Here is a 17,727-nt window from a genome sequence, read left to right on the forward strand (position 1 = left end):
CTTGCGGCACGGTCTGGAACCCATAGTTGCGTTTGTTTTTGAACGGCAGCGACGCCGCGCATCCGGCTGGCACCCAGACGGAAAGATGATGATCGTGCGGCCCAGCTTCCAGCAGCGCGACGGTCACGTCCGGGTCTTCGGTCAGCCGACTGGCCAGCGCGCAACCGGCTGAGCCTGCGCCGACGATGACGTAGTCAAAAGTGAGCGCGGATGTCTGCGATTCGGTGGCCATGGGTGTCTCCGGATGGTTTTCTAATGGGCGAGCGACGCCGCCGGCTTATTGCCGGTCACGAACTCACATCCTAGGCGTGCCGGGTTGTTTCAAACGACCGGGCTTACCCGCATTAGAGGCATCGTTCGATGTCATGCAACAAGGCGACGGGAGGCAGCCCCCAAAACCTTAAGCCGACGCCAACGGCGGAATATTGCGGCGCAGCAATTCCACGCTGACATACGGTTGCGTGCGCCCACGCAGGCCGGGCATGCCGCACACGGCGAGGCCGTATCAGGCCGTCGCAAGGGCGGCTGGCGACCATACTGCTTTGCAATTGCGCCGATCCGCCAACCTTGCCAGGAGCCCCCCATGCAACCTGCCGATCTGCCTGCTCCGCACCTGCTTCGCATGCAGCAGACCTTTGAGGCCATGCGCGCTGCCCATCAGGCCGACATGCTGCCTGCCTGGCCTGTGCGCCGAGACCGCCTGATGCGCCTCAAGCGCCTCGTCATGGACAACCGCGACGCCATCGCCCAGGCCGTCAGCGCAGACTTCGGCAACCGCTCGCGGCAAGAGACTGACCTACTGGAGATCTTCCCGAGCGTGGACGGCATCAAGCACGCGCTGTCGCACGGCAAGCGCTGGATGCGCGTGCAGCGCCGGGGCGTGAGCCTGTGGTTCCGGCCCGCCAGCACGCGGCTGATTCCGCAACCGCTGGGCGTGGCGGGCATCGTCGTGCCCTGGAATTACCCGATCTATCTGACCATCGGGCCGCTGGTGTCTGCGCTGGCGGCAGGCAACCGCGCAATGGTCAAGCTGTCGGAATACACGCCGCGCTTTTCCGCCCTGTTTGCCGACCTGGTCGAGCGCAACTTTGCCGCCGATGAAGTGCGCGTCATCAATGGCGATGCGGCAGTGGCCGAGGCGTTCTCGCGGCTGCCGTTCGATCACTTGTTGTTCACCGGCTCCACCAACGTCGGCCACCACGTCATGCGCGCCGCGGCCGACAACCTCACGCCGGTCACGCTGGAGCTGGGCGGCAAATCGCCCACGATCATCGGGCCGGATGCGGATTTCGACCGCGCGGTGGAGCGCACGCTGGTCGGCAAGCTGCTCAATGCAGGGCAGACCTGCGTGGCGCCCGACTACGTATTGCTGCCCGCCGGCACCGAGCAGCGCTTCATCAATGCGGCGCGCAAGCTGGTCGGCAAGATGTACCCCGACATGGCGCGTAACCGCGACTACACGACGCTCATCAGCCCACGCCACTTCCAGCGCATGGCCGGCTTGGCCGACGAGGCGCGCGAGCAGGGCGCGCAGGTGCTGCCGCTGACCAACGCCGTGTCCGACGCAGGCACGCGCCAGTTCCCGCCTGCGCTCATCACGGGCGGCACCGAGGCAATGCGCGTGATGCAGGAAGAAATCTTCGGCCCGCTGCTGCCGCTGGTGCCGTATCGCACGCTGGACGAAGCGCTGGACTACATCAACGCCCGGCCACGGCCGCTGGCGCTGTACCTGTTCGAGCGCAACGGCGCCACGGTCGACCGCGTTATGTCCGGCACGATTGCCGGCGGCGTGTGCATCAACGAGACGCTACTGCACGTAGCGCAAGACGACCTGCCCTTTGGCGGCGTGGGCGCCAGTGGCATGGGCGCGTACCACGGCATCCACGGGTTCGAGCGGTTCTCGAAGATGAAGCCGGTGTTCCGGCAATCGGCCATCAACGGTCTGGGCCTGTTCCGTGCGCCGTACGGCAAGACGTTCGAGACGATGATGAAGCTCTTGGTGCGCTGATCGACCGGCACCCAATCACCACCCAATCACGGCTGCCACATCGGCATGATCGAGACGGCCAGGAGCACGCCCAGCACCGCATTGAGCACACGCCACTGGCGCGGCGTCTTCAACAGCCGCGCCAGCACGATCCCGGCCGCGCACCACAGCGACAGCGACGCCAGCGCAGCCAACCCAAATGTCGCGCCCAGCAGCGCCGCCAGTTGCAGCGGGCCGCTCGCCAGCATTGCGAACGAAGCCGCCGCACCCAACGCCATCGCCCAGCCCTTGGGGTTCAGCCACAGCAGGCAGGCACCGCCCAGCAGCGTGGTCGGCACCGTGGCGGCGGCATTGAGATTGGGCGGACCGCTACGCGCTACCTTCCACGCCAGCCACAGCAGATAGGCTGAACCCGCCGCCTTCATCACCAGCAGCAGCCCCGGCGCAGCCATCAGCAACCCGGCCAAGCCCGCTGCCGCACCCGCTGCCAACGAAGCCAGCCCGACGGCTATGCCCACCATGAGCGGAATCGAGCGCCGAAACCCAAATTGCGACCCCGAGGCTGTCGCCAGCGTCGTGGCCCCGCCCGGCGACACCGTAGACACCACGGCAAACAACACCAGCGGCGCGATGGAGGAAAACGCTTCGACGGCCATGGGCGGCACTCCTCGGTTGATGGCGGATGGCCCACTGTAGAGCGCGCAAAACCATTAGCAAATCGAAGGTTTTTGATGCAATCCATTAGCATCTAGAATGCCTCGATGGCCAAGAACCTCGACATCACCCTCGTCCGCACCTTCATTGCCGTGGCGGAAAACGCCAGCATGACGGTGGCCGCCAACGCGCTGCACCTCACGCAGGGCGCCATCAGCCAGCAGATCAAGCGGCTCGAAGATGCCTTCGAATGCCGCCTGTTCGAGCGCGACGGCCGGCGGCTGGAACTCACCCACGCGGGCGAACGGTTCCTAGGTCGCGCCAAACGCCTGCTCGCCCTCAACGACGAAATCTGGGCCGACATGGCCGCGCGTCCGCTGCAGGGCCCGGTGCGCCTGGGCGTGCCTTATGACTTGGTCGGCACCGTTTTCCCGCCGATCTTCAAAGCGTTTACCGAAGCGTGGCCGTCGGTGGAATTGACCATCGTGTGCGGGACGTCGCCCGAGCTGGCGGAGAGCATTGCGCGCGGTGAGCTGGACGTCGCCGTGGTCGAAGCGCCGGTGGATGAGGCCACGGGCGAATGCCTGTGCGTGGAGCGTCTTGTGTGGGTCGGCCCCCGCGGCGGCAACGTGCATGCGAAACGACCGCTGCCGCTATCGATGGTGGACGAGAGCTGCGCCTTCCGCGCCCGTGTGCTCAAGGCGCTCGGCGAGCAGGGCATTGAATGGCGCACGGTGTTCGAGAGCGGCAACATTGAAGCGACCACCGCCACGGTGCGCACCGGGCTTGCCGTCACGGCATGGCTGACGCCGACGGTGCCGGCGGACCTCGACATCCTCGGCCCCGAAGCCGGCCTGCCGGAACTGCCGATGTTTGCGATCAGCCTGCTGCTGCCTGCGCAAGGCGCGAGTGCGGCGGCGCTGGCATTGGCGCAGTGCGTGCGCGACGGGTTCTCTACGCGGCAGCGTGTGGCGGAGCGGCGCGCCGCCTGACCCATGGCTGGCGGTTACAGGCCGCCGCCTTCGATCTGCACCCGCCCTTTCGGCGTATCGAGCACGAGCGTCAATCCCGGCCGCGCCGCATCGGTCAATTTGACAGATCGGTTCTCCGGTTCGGAAGCATCCCACCCCAGCCCCTGAAGCTTTGCGCGGATGGCCTGCATCTCTGGATGTGCGATTTGGAATTGGTTCAGGCGCAGCCCCACGTCCTGCATCCGGTCGACCGGGCTTTGGCCGCCTGCCCAGTCGATGAGTGCAGGCCAGCATCCGCCCGCCTCCGCTTCACCGTCGCTGCGGTGAAAGAAGTGCCATCGCAAATCGCCACGCGTCACTTCAAGCAATTCGTGCTGCGGTGATTCGCTCGCGTTGCGCGCCAGATCAGGAACGCTCGCGACCCAGCCGAACAACCGGGGCGCCGCTTCCAATGAGCCTTCCCGCGTCAGGCGGTCCAGCGCAAACCAGCGCGTCCTGTTGGGCGGCGCAGCCTCTGGGTCGATGGCGATGAACTCCAGAAAGACGCCGGGCGCAATCCGCGTGACGAGGTTGTGCGTGCCCATCAAGGGATGCTTGCCGCCTGCGGGCAGCGCCACGCCAAACCGCTGCGCGGCATAGGCCTGCGCCTGCTCAAGTGTTTGCGCGACGAAGGCAATGTGATCGAGCTTCAAGATGGCTCCCGCTGTATCCGGCTCAAATGTGAGGGCCCAGCATGCCACAGCGCATTCCACGGCGTTGCAGCGTGGTGCCGGCATCCCCGCCCGTCTCGGGGATGGGTCCAACTGTTCTTATGCGGCGGAAACCCGCCGGCGCTCAATGGCGGCCAACACCTCCCACGTGTGCGGATCCACGTCGCTCCCCCCGAGCGACATCGACAGATACGCGTCGATGGCATCGATAAAGCCTTTCACGAATGCCGGCGGATACGCGTGTTCCGAAAAGTACGTGAGCTGCTCGCGCAGCCTGCCGGGCCGGCAATGGCCAGGGTCGCGCATGACGCTGTGCGTGCGGCACAGAAACGCGCGTGCTGACACCGCGCCATCCAAATAGAGGCGGTTTTTGGTCAGCGACATGCGGCACCTCCCGGTTGTGTGGGAAGCCTGCAGCGCCAAGGTGGAGGGGAAGGGTAAGACGCGGGGCGATGCCCGCTGAGTGCGGTAGCCATGTGGCCTCCGGGGATAGGTTGATGGAGGCTCGCCGCTCGCTGCTAAACGAGGGTGGCGGGCCTGACGACGGCGTTAGCAGACCGGCCCTATCCCAGCTACCGGCAGACCCGAAGGTCTCACCGCCCGGCCCGCCATAAAACACATAGGCGTGCACAAGCACCGGACACAAAAATGCCGCGCGGAGGCGGCTGTCCGTCTGGGAAAAAGGGGTGGGCTGCTAAACCCAGTCACCGTTGGTGCGGTGACGGTGGGGATTATATGTGCCCATATGGCGGCAAGGACTCGCCTCGAACGCACGGCACCAAAAAACAAAAACCCCGCCAACCGCCGGGGTCCCCCAAATCCTTTTGAGCCTGCAAGCCAATCAGGCCTGCGGCGCAGCCCCATCTTCAGGAGGTGCCTCGGCGCCTTCGGCCTTGGCTTCGTCCTTCTTCTCGATCATCTCTTCCAGCGCGCCCGCGCCCTTGAAACCGGCGACTGCGGCAACTGCCTTGGTCAGCAGGCCGGCATCCGGATCGACTTTCTCGGCGGCTTCAACGGCGGCGACGGCGCCGGCGATCTTGCCCACTTCATCCAACAGTCCCATGGTCACCTCCGCGTGATTGAACGGGAGAGCCATCTTCCCACCGGCAAGCGGTGGAAGTGCAATCAAAGTTAAAAATTTTCTGCGGGCGGACGTTTGCGTACAGCGCGCATCACTCCGCTTCTGCGCCGGCAGGGGCGGCGGTGAGCGCGGCAAGGCGTTGGCGGGCGCTGTCGGTAATGGGGCTCGATTGGCGCGTGGCAACGTCGATCTGCACGATCACCGATTGCGACGTGGCGGCGCAGCGGCCGTTCTGGAAGATGGCCTGCTCCAGCTTGACCGAGCTGCGCCCGACGCTTGCCACGCGCGTGCCGATCTGCACGGAGCCGGGCCAGAGAATCTCGCTGCGGAAGTCGAGCACAAGCTGCGCGATGACGAACTCGCAGCCGGGCGCGGCCAGCGGATTGTCGGGGGAGAACAGCATCTCTACGCGGCCGGTTTCCAGGTATGTGGCGAAGACGGCGTTGTTGATGTGGCCCTGGCGGTCGGTGTCGCCGTAGCGGAGCTTGTCGGTCGAGTGCAGCGGGTAATCGGAAAGGGAGGGCGTGGTCGTCATGTGGGGCGCGAAATCTGGGTCAACCTGCGCATTCTGCCTGCCTTCCTGTGCAAACGCTGACCGGGTGACCGCACCACAGCGCTTCCGTTGACTCGTATCAACGCGTGGCTTTCAGCAGCGCTTACGTTGGAAGCAGACGCCGGCCGCGCACGCTGCGCGGCCGCAGACATGGCAAGGAGGCCACATGAAGACCCTGGTACTGGCAACGGACGGATCGGCCTATTCCGATGCGGCAGCGCGCTGCATTGCCGATAAGACCCTCTTCGGCAGCGATGTGACGGTGCACGTCGTGCACTGCATGCCGGATCTCTCGGGCGACATCAAGTCGCTCGTCGGCAAGGCAGAGGTCGACGCTTGGTACGCGGAGGAAAGCACCGGCGCCATGGCATCGGTCTGCGCGATCCTGGGTGCGGCTGGCGTGCCGTTCGAGCGGCACGCACTGGTGGGCTTTCCGCCGGAGCGCATCGTGCAGCACGCACAAAATGCAGGAGCCGCGGCCATCGTCATGGGCTCGCACGGGCGCGGCGTGTTCGTCGAGGCGCTGATGGGCTCGGTGGCAGGGCGGGTGCTCGCGCATGCCGAATGCCCGGTGCTGCTGGTGAAGGCGCCCAAGGCTTGAAGGTGGCGGGCGGCGCGCTGCTCAACTCCGCCGCGCGCCGCGCTATCCCAGCGCCCGCACCGACGTGCTGATCGCCCGCGCGCATTGCAGCAGCGCGGGGCCCAGCTTCGTTTCCATCTCTTCCGCCGTCCACCGCCCGGTGGGCGCAACAAGGTGGATTGCCCCCAGCGGTCGCCCGTTGCTGCTGACGACGGGCGCGGCGATGGTCATATCGCCGAGGAACAGTTCTTCGCAGTTGGTGGCGTAGCCGCGCTGGCGCGCCAGGCGCAGCGTTTCCATGATGTCGGCCACGTCGGTGCGCGTGTGCATGGTGTGTGCCACGCGCTGCGACGCCTCGACGATGGCTTGCGCTTCGGGCATCGGCAGGGCGCTCAGGTAGGCCCGGCCCGACGCGGTGCAATACATCGGGATACGGCTGCCAATGGGCATATGCACCGGCACAAAGTGCGCACTCACAAAGCGGGCGACGTACACCATCTCGTCCTGATCAGGCTCGGTCAGGCACGAGGTTTCGGTGGTCATCTTGGTGAGTTCGGCCAGGAACGGATTGGCCACGTCGATGAGCGTGTCGGCGGCCAAGTAGTTGAAGCCGATCTTCATGACCGCCGGGGTGAGCTGGTAGCGGCGTGTCTGCGGATGCTTGCGCAGGTAACCAAGCTGCTCGAGCGTGTAGACCATGCGCTGCGCGGAGCTTTTGTTGATGCCGGCCGCAGCGGCCACGTCGGCAATCGTCATGGTGCGGCGCTGCGCGTTGAAGGCGCCCAGCACGGCCAGCCCTTTTTCCAACGACTGGTTGAACAGCAGGTCGGGGGCGTCGGCAGATTCAGCGTCGGTCATGACAAGTGGCGGCTCAGTGGCAAATCAATGGTCAAAGAATCGCATATCGATTCGTATACGTCGATTAGTGGTTTTCCATAGTTATTAATCGATTCGATACATTCGAATATTGGCACAAGCATTGCATTACGTTGAGCCATTCCCCGTGCATGCGCGTTCGGGGTGCGTCTTTTTTCCGTTGCCTGGAGGATTGCCATGTCTGTTGTCACCACCTTCCGTCGCGCTGCACTGGCGTTGTGCATGCTCGGCACCGCATCGTTTGCCTGGGCGCAGGGCGCGCCGGCCACCTACAACGTCGGCGCCACAGCCACGGGCGTGCCGTTCACGTTTCTGGACGTGAAGACGAATTCCATCCAGGGGATGATGGTCGACACCGTCACGGCCGTGGGCAAGGCGGGCGGCTTCAACGTGAACGTGCAGCAGACGGTGTTCTCGGCGCTCATTCCGTCGCTCACATCCAACAAGATCGACATCATCTCGGCGGCGATGCTCAAGACGCCGGCGCGTGCGCAGGTGGTGGATTTCTCCGACCCGGTCTACTCGTACGGCGAAGGCCTGATCGTCAAGGCTGACGACGCCAAGAACTACGCCACGCTCGATGACCTGAAAGGCGAGGTCGTGGGCGCGCAGGTCGGCACGGTGTTCCTCGACATGCTCAACAAGAAGGGCATCTTCAAGGAAGTGCGCAGCTACGACTCGGTGGCCGACATGACGCGCGACCTGGCGCTGGGCCGCATCAAGGCCGGCCTGGGCGACCAGCCGATCATCGCGTACCAGATTCGTCAGAACGCCTTCCAGGGCGTGAAGCTTGCTGCCGGCTACAAACCCGCCAACGTGGGCGATGTGTGCCTGGTGGTGCGCAAGGGCGATACCGAAACGCTCAACCGCCTCAACAAGGCCATCGCCAAGATCAAGGCAGACGGCACGCTGGATGCCATCGTGAAGAAGTGGGGCATCTGATTCCGAATCGGTGATGCGCCATGAGTGTTGCAACGTTTCTTGAGAACGCGCAGGACTTCCTGCCGATCCTGCTGAAAGGGGCGGTGGTCACGGTTGAGGTGACCGTGCTGTCGTTCCTGCTCAGCAGCGTGATCGGCCTGGGGCTCGCGCTGATGCGTCTGTCGCCCGTCAAGGCCGTGTCTACGGCCGGGGCGACCATCGTCAACATCATTCGCGGGCTGCCGATCATCGTGCAGCTCTTCTACATCTACTTCGTGCTGCCGGACATCGGCATTCAGCTCACGGCGTTCCAGGCGGGCGTGATCGGGCTGGGCATTGCGTATTCGGCGTATCAGGCCGAGAACTTCCGCGCCGGCATCGAAGCGGTCGACCCCGGCCAGCGTGAAGCGGCGCAAGCAATGGGCATGCGCGGCACGCTCATCATGCGGCGCGTGATCCTGCCGCAGGCGTTTCGCATTGCGCTGCCGCCGTACGGCAACACGCTGGTGATGATGCTCAAGGATTCTTCGCTGGTGTCCACCATCACGGTGGCGGAAATGACGCGTGCGGGGCAGCTCATCGCCTCGTCCACGTTCCAGAACATGACGGTCTACACGCTGGTGGCGCTTCTGTATCTGGTGATGAGCCTGCCGCTGGTGTTCGGCCTGCGCAAGCTTGAACATCGCCTGGGCGCAGGGAGGGCCAAACGATGAGCATGATCGAGATCCGCGATCTGCAGAAACACTTTGGCGAGCACCACGTGCTGCGCGGCGTGAGCCTGCATGTGGACAAGGGCGAGGTCGTCTGCCTGATCGGCCCGTCTGGGTCGGGCAAGTCGACCGTCCTGCGCTGCATCAACGGGCTGGAGTCGTACGACGGCGGCGAGATCCGGGCCTTTGGCGAACGCGTCGATCAACACAGCAAAACCATCCACACGCTGCGCAGCCGCATGGGCATGGTGTTCCAGCGTTTCAATCTGTTCCCGCATCGCAGCGTGCTGGAAAACGTGATGGAAGGTCCCGTCTACGTCAAGGGCGAACGCCCCGAAGCCGCGCGCGCCAAGGCGATGGCGCTGCTGGAGAAGGTGGGCCTCGCCGCCAAGGCGCAGGCGTATCCGGCGCAGCTCTCCGGCGGCCAGCAGCAGCGCGTGGCGATTGCGCGCGCGCTGGCGATGGAGCCCGAGGCGATGCTGTTTGACGAGCCCACATCTGCGCTCGACCCCGAACTTGTCGGCGATGTGCTGGAGGTGATGCGCGCCCTGGCCCGCGAAGGCATGACGATGATCGTCGTGACGCACGAGATGGGTTTTGCGCGCGAGGTGGCGGACCGCGTGTGCTTTTTGCACAGCGGCACCATCGTCGAGGAAGGCCCAGCCGCGCAGGTCCTGGGCGCCCCGCGTCAGCCGCGCACGCAGGACTTTCTGCGCCGCGTGCTGCACAAACCCGCCGATGCTCCAGCCGGAGACCTCGTGCCATGACGCAGCAGCAACTCGACATGGCTGCAAACGGCGAGCCGCTGCCGCCGTCGCTGTGGGCCGCCACGGCGCCGGCTGCGCCGCCCACGCCTGCGTTGATGGAATCGATCACCACCGATGTGCTCGTCATCGGCGGTGGATACACGGGGCTTTCTACCGCGCTGCATCTGGCCGAGCGCGGCACGCAGGTCACGGTGCTGGAGGCCAACGATCCGGGCTGGGGTGCCTCCGGGCGCAACGGCGGGCAGGTCAACCCGACGCTCAAGCATGACCCCGATGAATTGGTGAGCCTGTTCGGCGCGGCGCGTGCCGAACCGTTGATCGACGCCGTCTCGCGCTCCGCCGATCTGGTGTTCGATCTGATCGACCGGCACCGCATCGACTGCCAGCCCGTGCGTGCGGGTTGGCTGCAGCTTTCCTATTCGGACAAGGCCGTGCCGGCGCTGCATGCGCGCGCAAGGCAGTGGGAAAAGCGCGGCGTGCCGGTGGAAATGCTGGACCGCGCCGCCGTCGCGCGCCGGGTCGGCACCGAGGCATTTGCAGGCGCATGGCTCGACGGCCGCGCGGGCGGCATTCAGCCGATGGCGTATGCGCGCGGTTTGGTGCGCACCGCACAGCAAGCCGGCGCCGCCGTGCACGGGCAGACCGCCGTGACCGCGCTGGAGCGGCAGGGCGCGGAGTGGATCGCTGCCACCAGCACCGGCGCCGTGGTGCGTGCACAGCGCGTGGTAATCGCCACGAACGGCTACACCGGCCCGCTGTGGCCCGGCCTGGCACAGACGGTGCTTTCTGCCAACAGCTTCATCGTTGCGACCAAGCCGCTCAAGACGGCGGATGCACAAGCCATCCTGGCGCGCGGCGAAACGGCTTCCACATCGCAACGGCTGCTGCTGTATTTCCGCAAAGATGCAGCCGGGCGCCTGCTGATGGGTGGACGCGGCTTCTTTTCCGAGCCGCGCAACGCGCAGGATTTCGCACACCTCGAACGCTCACTGGAGCTGCTCTTTCCACAACTCGGCCCTCTGGAATACGAGTACCGCTGGGCGGGCCGCATCGCCATCACGCGCGATTTCATGCCGCACATCCACGAGCCCGCGCCTGGCGTCACGATGGCGTTGGGCTGCAACGGGCGCGGCATCGCGCTGTGCACCAGTCTTGGCCAGCACATCGCCGCGCGGCTTGCGGGCAGTGGAGAGGCGTTTCCGTATCCCGTGTCGCCCATCACGCCAATCCCGCTGCATGGGTTGCAGCGCTTCTACATTGCGGCGGGCGTGGCGTGGTACAGCCTGCTCGACAAGCTCGGCGGCTGAGCGCGCATTGCCGCCACAGGCCGATGCGGCATGGTCTAGGATGAAGAATCTTTTTCGTCACATCCTGGGGGACCCATGTCGCATCGCCGCCGTCTTGCACTCGCCTTCACGGGTGCTGCGCTGTTTGCTGCCGCCACGCCTTCCTTCGCCTATTTCCGTAACGTGCTGGCCAGCACCATCATCGGCTCGATGAGCCCGACGGAGTTGAAGTCGTTCACCAAGGCCATCGGCGATGTGCTGAAGAGCACCGCAGACAACACGCCTGCGCAATGGACATCACCCGCCAAAGGCAGGCAACCCGCCATTGACGCGACCATCACGCCGCTGGAATCCAAGACCGACGCAGGGCAATCGTGCCGCCGTTTGCAGAGCGAGCTGGCACGCGGCAGCAGCAAGGAACAGTGGACGGCATGGCTGTGCAAGCAGCCAAGCGGGGAATGGAAGTTGCGGCGGCTGGCGCAGTAAGGCATCGGCCACCGGGCGGCTATGGGTCCTCTAAGTCTGCCTCGGCAGACTGGTGCGGAATCTCCCTCCACCTCTCTGGAGAATCCGCATGACCCTCTCCACACATACGCATACGCGCGAGCCCGCCGCCTCGCGCAGCAAATTGCCCGAAATCACCCTGGCGTTCTGGATCATGAAGATCAGCGCCACCACGCTGGGGGAAACCGCGGGCGATCTGCTCTCGATGACGCTCAAGATCGGCTACGCCGCCAGCTCGGTGCTGCTGATCGGCGTCTTTCTCGTCACGCTGGGTGCGCAACTGCGGAGCAAGACGTATCACCCGCTGCTGTACTGGGCGGTGATCCTTGCCACCAGCACGGCGGGCACCACGCTGTCGGATTTCATGGACCGCACGTTGGGCCTGGGCTATGCCACCGGCGCCGCCATCCTCGCCAGCCTGCTGTGCGCAGTGCTCATCTACTGGAAGGTGACGCAGAAATCGTTGTCGGTCACGCATGTACGCAGCAGCGGGCAGGAATTGCTGTACTGGTGCGCCATCCTCGTGTCCAACACGCTGGGCACGGCGCTGGGCGACTTCCTGGCCGATTCGTCAGGGCTGGGTTTTGCGGGCGGTGCGCTGCTCATTGCGGGGGCGATTGCGCTGATTGCGGCGGCGTATTATCTGACCGGCATTTCGCGCGTGGCGCTGTTCTGGATGGCCTTTGTGCTGACCCGGCCCCTGGGCGCCACGGGCGGCGATTTGCTGACCAAACCCGTCAGCGCGGGCGGGCTGAACCTCGGCACGGCGGGCGCATCGGCCGTGCTCCTGGCGATCCTTCTCATCACGATTGCCATTACGAGTTGGCAGGCGCGGCGTGGCGCGCTGCAATCTGCCTGACCGTTCACCAGACACTGCATGCGAGTGCTCCTCGTTGAAGACGACCCGATGATTGGCGCGGCCGTGCAAGCCGCGCTGCAAGACGCCGCCTATGCGGTGGACTGGGTACGCAACGGCCAGACGGCGCTGGACGTGGCCGCGCATCAACACTACGACCTGCTGCTGCTCGATCTCGGCCTGCCAGGAAAGGACGGCCACGCGGTGCTCGGCAGCCTGCGCGCCCGCGACAACGCTGTGCCTGTGCTGATCCTGACCGCGCGCGATGCGGTGGATGAGCGCGTGCGCGGCCTCGACGGTGGCGCGGATGACTACATCCTCAAGCCCTTCGAGATGGTTGAGCTGCTCGCCCGCATGCGCGCCGTCCTGCGACGCAAGGGCGGAGCAGCGAGCCCCGTGCTCACCAATGGCGTGCTCACGCTCGACCCCGCCGCACACGAAGCGCGTATGGGCGATGCCGAGCCGATCCGCCTGTCCGCGCGCGAGTTCGCGTTGCTGCAGGCGCTCATGCTGCGGCCTGGCGCCATCCTCTCGCGCACGGAGCTGGAAGAGCGCATCTACGGCTGGGGCCATGAGGTGGCGAGCAACGCGGTCGAATTCCTTATCCACGCACTGCGCAAGAAACTCGGCCCGCAGGCCATCAAGAACGTCAGGGGAGTGGGATGGATGGTGCCCAAGGCGCAATGACAGCGACCGCGTCCACGGCAGCATCCGTGCAGCGGCGGCTGTCGGTGTGGCTGTCGGTGATCATCGTGGCGGTGGCCGTGCTGGCCGGCGGCTTTGCCTTTGCCTCGGCTTTTCGTGAAGCGTATGAATTGCAGGACGACGTCTTGCGCCAGGTGGGGGCGATGTTCGACCCCGCGCATCTGCCGGCCCCCGGCAACCCGGCCGATGCGCCCAAGGTCTCGGACAAGGAAGCCCGCGTGATCGTCCAGGTGTTGCCGCCGGCCGGCGTTGCGCCCGCGGCCAACTTGCCCGTGCTGGCAGACGGCATGCAGACCGCACGCCTGGGCAAGCGCGACTACCGCGTGTGGGTCCGCACACTCGCCAACGGCCAGCGTATCGCCGTGGCGCAGGAGACCGCGGTGCGCGACGAAACCGCCCGCGACAGCGCTCTGCGCACGTTGATGCCGTTCCTGATCCTCGTGCCGATCCTGCTGCTGGCCGTAGCCCACGTGCTGCGCAAGATGTTCGCGCCCATCAAGCGGCTCGCGCATGAGGTGGACCAACGTGACGAGCGGCAACTGCACGCGATTGCGCCCGAAGCGGTGCCCGATGAGGTGCGCCCGTTTGTGGTGGCCATCAACCGACTGCTTGCGCGCGTGCAACAGTCAATGGATGCACAGCACCGCTTTGTCGCCGATGCCGCGCACGAGTTGCGCACGCCGCTGTCCGCACTGTCGCTGCAGGCCGAACGGCTCGGCCAAGCCGCCATGTCGCCCGATGCGCAGGAGCGGCTCGGCACACTGCGCCAGGGCATCGAACGTAGCCGCGGGCTGCTCGAACAACTGCTGGCCCTGGCACGCGCGCAAGAGGCCACTGGCGTGCCGACGGCCACCGTCTCCGTCCAGCGCGTGTTCCGCAGCGTGCTCGAAGACCTCATGCCGCTGGCCGACGCCAAGCAGCTCGACGTGGGCGTCACCTCTGAAGCCGATGCGCACGTACATGCCAACGAACTCGATCTCTTCGTCGTGGTACGCAACCTCGTGGACAACGCCATCCGCTACACGCCGGAAGGCGGACGCATCGACCTGTCGGTGGCCAATGACGCGCGCGTTGTGTCGATTGCCGTGCAGGACACCGGCCCCGGCATCCCCACCGACGAGCACGCGCGCGTGTTTGACCCGTTCTACCGTGTGCTCGGCAACGAGGCGACCGGCTCGGGGCTTGGGTTGTCGATCGTGGGCACCGTGGTGCGACGACTCGGCGGAGAGGTCGAACTGGGCGAGGCCGATGGTGGTGTCAGCGGGTTGCGGGTGACGGTGCGGTTGCCGACCGCCTAGTGGCAACCGCACACCGATCTACCGCCGCGCCCGAAGCACCACCGCCAACCCCAGCAGAATCATGGCCATTCCCGCCATTGCAACGGGCGCAAGGCGATGCCCCAGCACAAGATCATCCAGCAGCGCCGTGACCACCGGCACGAGGTAGAACAGGCTTGTCACGTTGACGAGATTGCCGCGCTGCATGAGCCGGTAGAACAGCAACTGCGCCCCCACCGACATCACCACGCCCATCCACAACAAGGCCGCGATGCCCGGCAGGCTGGGCGTGAATGTTAGTGATTGCGCGGGCTGCGCGATGGCAAACCCCACGCACAGCACGAGGCTCACTGCGTTCTGCAGCGGCAGCGTATCGATGGGCGACTGGTTCAGCCTCTTCTGGCCGATGGCGCCAACCGTCATGCTAAGGAGGGCGGCCAGCGCATAGCCGAGACCGGCCAGCGGCACCTGCTGCGCATCGGCCCCGCCTACCACGAGCGATAGGCCGCCCAGCGCGAGCATCAGCCCCGCCATCCGGCGAGCAGACCACGTGCGCTCGGTCGCCAGCAGCGTGAGCAGCGGCTGCACGCCGAGCACTGTGGCCAGCAGCCCGGGCGTGAGGCCGCGGTCCAGCGCGAGCAGATAACAGATCGAATAGCCGCCGGTCAGCAACGCACCGGTGACCGCCACCTTCAGGCGTGACCCCGGCGCCGGCCACCACCGCCCCCGCCGGAGGCCAAGCCCCGCCAGCACCAAAGACGCGAGCGCAAAGCGCCCAACCAGAAACGCGAACGCCGGGACATGCTGCACCCCGATCTCCGCAAAGATTGCGCCGTTGCTCCACAGCAGCACGAATAGAACCGTCGCGCCGGACCCTGCTAGCGCGGCTTGCATGGAACGCATACCACTCACCTGTCGAAAAGAGATGTCGGGTTCCGGCGCGCAGGCGAGCGCCTGCCTCGGGCGTGTGCCCGAGCCCAGTTCAGGTCAACCGGAAACGAAGCGGCTGAGAATCAGCCGAGAGCGGGCGGAGGCGGCGGCGGCTGTGCGCCGATCGCGTCGTAGCCCCAAGACACGACAGGAGGAGGGAAGGGCCCGGGCTGCACGCACACGTCATCCACGCGGGCGCGATGGCCGGCGGCGAGGAGGGTGGCGAGAAGTCGGGACATGAAGACGAAGAATCGAAGAATCAGAATTGGCCGATGGCGTTCGAGCAGCGTATCGGCATCGCACGCGTGGCGCAAGGGCGGCGGGCTACTTCAGGTACGACTTGATCACTTGCATCACCGTGTCGAGATCTTCCTGGCGCTGCGCCTCGGCGGGCTCCTTCACCACGTGATCCGTCAGGTGGCCTTCGATGACCGCCGCCATCAGCCCGTTGACCGCGCCGCGAATGGCCGCAATCTGCTGCAGGATTGCCGTGCAATCGCCCTCTTCGGCGAGTTGTTTTTCCAACGCAGCGGCTTGCCCCTGGATACGCCGCACGCGCGCCAGCAGCTTGGCTTTGTCGCGAATCGTATGGGCCATGGATCGGGTATCGAGGTGGTGTGAATGACGCCGGAGGGTAGCATTACTATACTAGGGGGGAGTATATTTCGCCTACCCGAATTTATCGACTGCCATCCATGACCGCGTTCACCACCCTGCTGCAGCAAGGCAACGCTTGGCTGTTCGTTCCCAGTGCGATCCTGCTGGGTGCGCTTCACGGCCTGGAGCCTGGGCATTCCAAGACGATGATGGCGGCGTTCATCGTCGCCATCCGCGGCACGCTCACGCAGGCGGTCTTGCTGGGGCTGTCGGCCACCGTGTCGCACACGGCGGTGGTGTGGGCGGTGGCCATGGCAGGCCTGTACTTCGGCCGCAACTGGAACGCAGAAACCACCGAGCCGTATTTTCAGGTGGTGTCTGCCGTGCTGATCGTGGCCGTGGCAGCGTGGATGATGTGGCGCACCTGGCGCAGCACCCACGCGGCGCACGACCACGACCATCATCACCATGATCACGATCATGGCCATGACGAGGTTCAGCGCATCGACACCGGCCATGGCGTCGTGCAGTTGGCGATTTTCGAAGACGGCGTGCCGCCACGCTTTCGGCTAACGCGGGAAGGCACACGCGGCACCGCATGGTCGGCCGAGCAGGTGCAGATCGTGACCGAGCGCCCCGACGGCAGCCGGCAAACCTTCCGCTTCGTCCAGCGCGACGGCTTTCTGGAATCGGAGCAAGCCATTCCCGAGCCGCACGCATTTGTGGCGCGCCTGTCGCTTGGGCACGAACACCATCGGCATGACTACGACGTCACGTTCACCGAGCATGACCACGACCACGGCGGGCTCGATGTATCGTCGGCCGAACACCAGGACGCCCACGAACGCGCGCACGCCAACGACATCCGCCGCCGCTTCGCCAACCGTGAAGTGACCACGGGCCAAATCATCGTGTTCGGGCTCACCGGCGGGCTGATTCCATGCCCGGCGTCGATCACCGTGCTGCTGTTGTGCCTGCAGCTCAAGAAGATCACCTTGGGCGCAGCGCTGGTGCTGTGCTTCAGCATCGGGCTGGCGCTCACGCTGGTGGCCTCCGGCGCGCTGGCGGCGCTGAGCGTGAAACACGTCTCCCGCCGCTGGGGCGGCTTTGGTGAGTTCGCACGCAAGGCGCCGTACTTCTCGGGCGTGCTGATTGCCCTGGTGGGGCTGTATGTGGGGTGGCAGGGCGTGCACGGGCTGATGCAACTGCCGTAGCAGCGGCCACGCTTTTTTCGCAAGGGCTGCATCCATTGCCGCACGGGCTGCGTATCTGTAGGTACAGGCTGGTGCGGCAATTTTTTCGTCGATGCAGTGTCAGGTTTGCATGCGCACCGCGACCAACCTGTGGGATCCAGGCGGCCACGCTCCGCCAGCGATCCGATTGGGTTGCCGCCTCCGGCGGCACGTTCACCGCTCGAGGAGTTCATCATGCACACCCGCCGCATTTCCCTGGCCTTGCTTGCCACGCTTTCCGCTTCTGCCGCACTGTTCATCGCGCAGCCGGCCTCGGCCGCGCAGGCCAAGTACGATCCGTACACACAAGGCGCCGTCGACAAGACGGACCCGTTCACGCAAGGTGCAGACCGGCAGGCTGATACTTACGGCTATCTGTCGTGGAAGTACGATCGCTTCGATCCGTATGCGCAAGGCGCGGATCGGCAAGCCAGCGCACATGATGTGCTCGCATGGCGCGGCGATACGAGCTACCCCGGCGGCACGGACGGCGCACGCGCGTGAATGGCTGCGCATGGCATGAGAGGGCC

At 65.6% G+C, this 17,727-nt stretch carries 22 protein-coding genes; 13 read left to right on the top strand and 9 right to left on the bottom strand.

Translation table 11 applies throughout. From position 1 onward, the window contains the following. On the bottom strand, nt 1–232 hold a 232-nt coding region (locus ACCD03_RS19020), incomplete at its 3' end, for a lycopene cyclase family protein (RefSeq protein ID WP_413412544.1). A 351-nt stretch (nt 233–583) separates the two neighbouring features. Here ACCD03_RS19020 and ACCD03_RS19025 point away from each other — a divergent pair. Then, a complete protein-coding gene (locus ACCD03_RS19025; RefSeq protein WP_413412545.1) occupies nt 584–2,008 on the top strand; it encodes a coniferyl aldehyde dehydrogenase in 1,425 nt (474 codons plus the stop codon). A gap of 26 nt (nt 2,009–2,034) precedes the next feature. On the opposite strand, the gene ACCD03_RS19030 is transcribed toward ACCD03_RS19025, so the two are convergent. Further along, nucleotides 2,035–2,643 (bottom strand): LysE family translocator, encoded by a 609-nt coding sequence (locus ACCD03_RS19030; protein ID WP_413412546.1) that lies wholly within the window; start codon nt 2,641–2,643, stop codon nt 2,035–2,037. A gap of 105 nt (nt 2,644–2,748) precedes the next feature. Here ACCD03_RS19030 and ACCD03_RS19035 point away from each other — a divergent pair, with 105 nt between their 5' ends. Further along, the gene (locus ACCD03_RS19035; protein ID WP_413412547.1) at nt 2,749–3,633 is read left to right on the top strand and encodes a LysR family transcriptional regulator; all 885 of its coding nucleotides are present in this window, start codon (nt 2,749–2,751) and stop codon (nt 3,631–3,633) included. A gap of 14 nt (nt 3,634–3,647) precedes the next feature. On the opposite strand, the gene ACCD03_RS19040 is transcribed toward ACCD03_RS19035, so the two are convergent. From ACCD03_RS19040 to ACCD03_RS19055, 4 genes are all read right to left on the bottom strand, one after another. Then, nucleotides 3,648–4,304 (bottom strand): VOC family protein, encoded by a 657-nt coding sequence (locus tag ACCD03_RS19040; protein ID WP_413412548.1) that lies wholly within the window; start codon nt 4,302–4,304, stop codon nt 3,648–3,650. A 117-nt stretch (nt 4,305–4,421) separates the two neighbouring features. Further along, complete coding sequence (locus ACCD03_RS19045; protein ID WP_015856032.1) at nt 4,422–4,706, bottom strand: hypothetical protein; 285 nt, start codon at nt 4,704–4,706, stop codon at nt 4,422–4,424. 457 nt (nt 4,707–5,163) lie between these two features. Continuing rightward, nucleotides 5,164–5,385, bottom strand: a complete 222-nt coding sequence (locus ACCD03_RS19050) for a hypothetical protein (protein WP_413412549.1) — start codon at nt 5,383–5,385, stop codon at nt 5,164–5,166. A 109-nt stretch (nt 5,386–5,494) separates the two neighbouring features. Further along, nucleotides 5,495–5,938: an acyl-CoA thioesterase gene (locus tag ACCD03_RS19055; RefSeq protein WP_413412550.1), complete on the bottom strand. Its 444-nt coding sequence runs from the start codon at nt 5,936–5,938 to the stop codon at nt 5,495–5,497. Between the two features lie 184 nt (nt 5,939–6,122). Between ACCD03_RS19055 and ACCD03_RS19060 the strand changes: the two genes are divergently transcribed. Beyond that, nucleotides 6,123–6,557 carry a universal stress protein gene (locus tag ACCD03_RS19060; protein ID WP_252692177.1) on the top strand — a complete coding sequence of 145 codons (435 nt, stop codon included), beginning with the start codon at nt 6,123–6,125 and terminating at the stop codon, nt 6,555–6,557. Nucleotides 6,558–6,599: 42 nt separating this feature from the next. Here the strand turns inward: ACCD03_RS19060 and ACCD03_RS19065 are convergent, their stop codons facing one another. Then, the gene (locus tag ACCD03_RS19065) at nt 6,600–7,394 is read right to left on the bottom strand and encodes an IclR family transcriptional regulator (protein WP_413412551.1); all 795 of its coding nucleotides are present in this window, start codon (nt 7,392–7,394) and stop codon (nt 6,600–6,602) included. A gap of 195 nt (nt 7,395–7,589) precedes the next feature. Between ACCD03_RS19065 and ACCD03_RS19070 the strand changes: the two genes are divergently transcribed. The 8 genes from ACCD03_RS19070 to ACCD03_RS19105 all read left to right on the top strand — a co-directional run bounded on the left by ACCD03_RS19070 (nt 7,590) and on the right by ACCD03_RS19105 (nt 14,459). Further along, complete coding sequence (locus ACCD03_RS19070) at nt 7,590–8,354, top strand: ABC transporter substrate-binding protein (protein ID WP_147218707.1); 765 nt, start codon at nt 7,590–7,592, stop codon at nt 8,352–8,354. A gap of 20 nt (nt 8,355–8,374) precedes the next feature. After that, nucleotides 8,375–9,046, top strand: a complete 672-nt coding sequence (gene ehuD / locus ACCD03_RS19075; protein ID WP_252692180.1) for an ectoine/hydroxyectoine ABC transporter permease subunit EhuD — start codon at nt 8,375–8,377, stop codon at nt 9,044–9,046. Nucleotides 9,047–9,048: 2 nt separating this feature from the next. Further along, complete coding sequence (locus tag ACCD03_RS19080) at nt 9,049–9,810, top strand: amino acid ABC transporter ATP-binding protein (protein WP_252692508.1); 762 nt, start codon at nt 9,049–9,051, stop codon at nt 9,808–9,810. Continuing rightward, nucleotides 9,807–11,117: an NAD(P)/FAD-dependent oxidoreductase gene (locus ACCD03_RS19085; RefSeq protein ID WP_413412552.1), complete on the top strand. Its 1,311-nt coding sequence runs from the start codon at nt 9,807–9,809 to the stop codon at nt 11,115–11,117. The genes ACCD03_RS19080 and ACCD03_RS19085 overlap by 4 nt, the downstream gene beginning before the upstream one ends. Before the next feature lie 75 nt (nt 11,118–11,192). Beyond that, complete coding sequence (locus tag ACCD03_RS19090) at nt 11,193–11,582, top strand: hypothetical protein (RefSeq protein ID WP_413412553.1); 390 nt, start codon at nt 11,193–11,195, stop codon at nt 11,580–11,582. Between the two features lie 88 nt (nt 11,583–11,670). Beyond that, entirely contained in the window at nt 11,671–12,459 is a 789-nt protein-coding gene (locus tag ACCD03_RS19095; RefSeq protein WP_413412554.1) for a hypothetical protein, read from the top strand. 18 nt (nt 12,460–12,477) lie between these two features. After that, on the top strand, nt 12,478–13,143 hold the full coding sequence (locus tag ACCD03_RS19100) for a response regulator transcription factor (protein WP_413412555.1): 666 nt from the start codon (nt 12,478–12,480) through the stop codon (nt 13,141–13,143). Next, the gene (locus ACCD03_RS19105) at nt 13,119–14,459 is read left to right on the top strand and encodes an ATP-binding protein (protein WP_413412556.1); all 1,341 of its coding nucleotides are present in this window, start codon (nt 13,119–13,121) and stop codon (nt 14,457–14,459) included. The genes ACCD03_RS19100 and ACCD03_RS19105 overlap by 25 nt, the downstream gene beginning before the upstream one ends. A gap of 18 nt (nt 14,460–14,477) precedes the next feature. Here ACCD03_RS19105 and ACCD03_RS19110 read toward each other — a convergent pair whose 3' ends face one another. Together ACCD03_RS19110 and ACCD03_RS19115 are read right to left on the bottom strand one after the other, a co-directional pair. Continuing rightward, nucleotides 14,478–15,341, bottom strand: a complete 864-nt coding sequence (locus tag ACCD03_RS19110) for a DMT family transporter (protein ID WP_413412557.1) — start codon at nt 15,339–15,341, stop codon at nt 14,478–14,480. Between the two features lie 351 nt (nt 15,342–15,692). Next, the gene (locus tag ACCD03_RS19115) at nt 15,693–15,965 is read right to left on the bottom strand and encodes a metal/formaldehyde-sensitive transcriptional repressor (RefSeq protein ID WP_024977127.1); all 273 of its coding nucleotides are present in this window, start codon (nt 15,963–15,965) and stop codon (nt 15,693–15,695) included. Nucleotides 15,966–16,063: 98 nt separating this feature from the next. On the opposite strand from ACCD03_RS19115, the gene ACCD03_RS19120 reads away from it, so the two are divergent. Further along, nucleotides 16,064–17,179, top strand: a complete 1,116-nt coding sequence (locus ACCD03_RS19120; protein WP_413412558.1) for a nickel/cobalt efflux protein RcnA — start codon at nt 16,064–16,066, stop codon at nt 17,177–17,179. 213 nt (nt 17,180–17,392) lie between these two features. Beyond that, complete coding sequence (locus tag ACCD03_RS19125) at nt 17,393–17,701, top strand: hypothetical protein (RefSeq protein ID WP_045205343.1); 309 nt, start codon at nt 17,393–17,395, stop codon at nt 17,699–17,701. Nucleotides 17,702–17,727: the final 26 nt, after the last annotated feature.

The organism is Ralstonia sp. Ralssp135, from assembly GCF_047304345.1.
Classification (GTDB): domain Bacteria; phylum Pseudomonadota; class Gammaproteobacteria; order Burkholderiales; family Burkholderiaceae; genus Ralstonia; species Ralstonia chuxiongensis.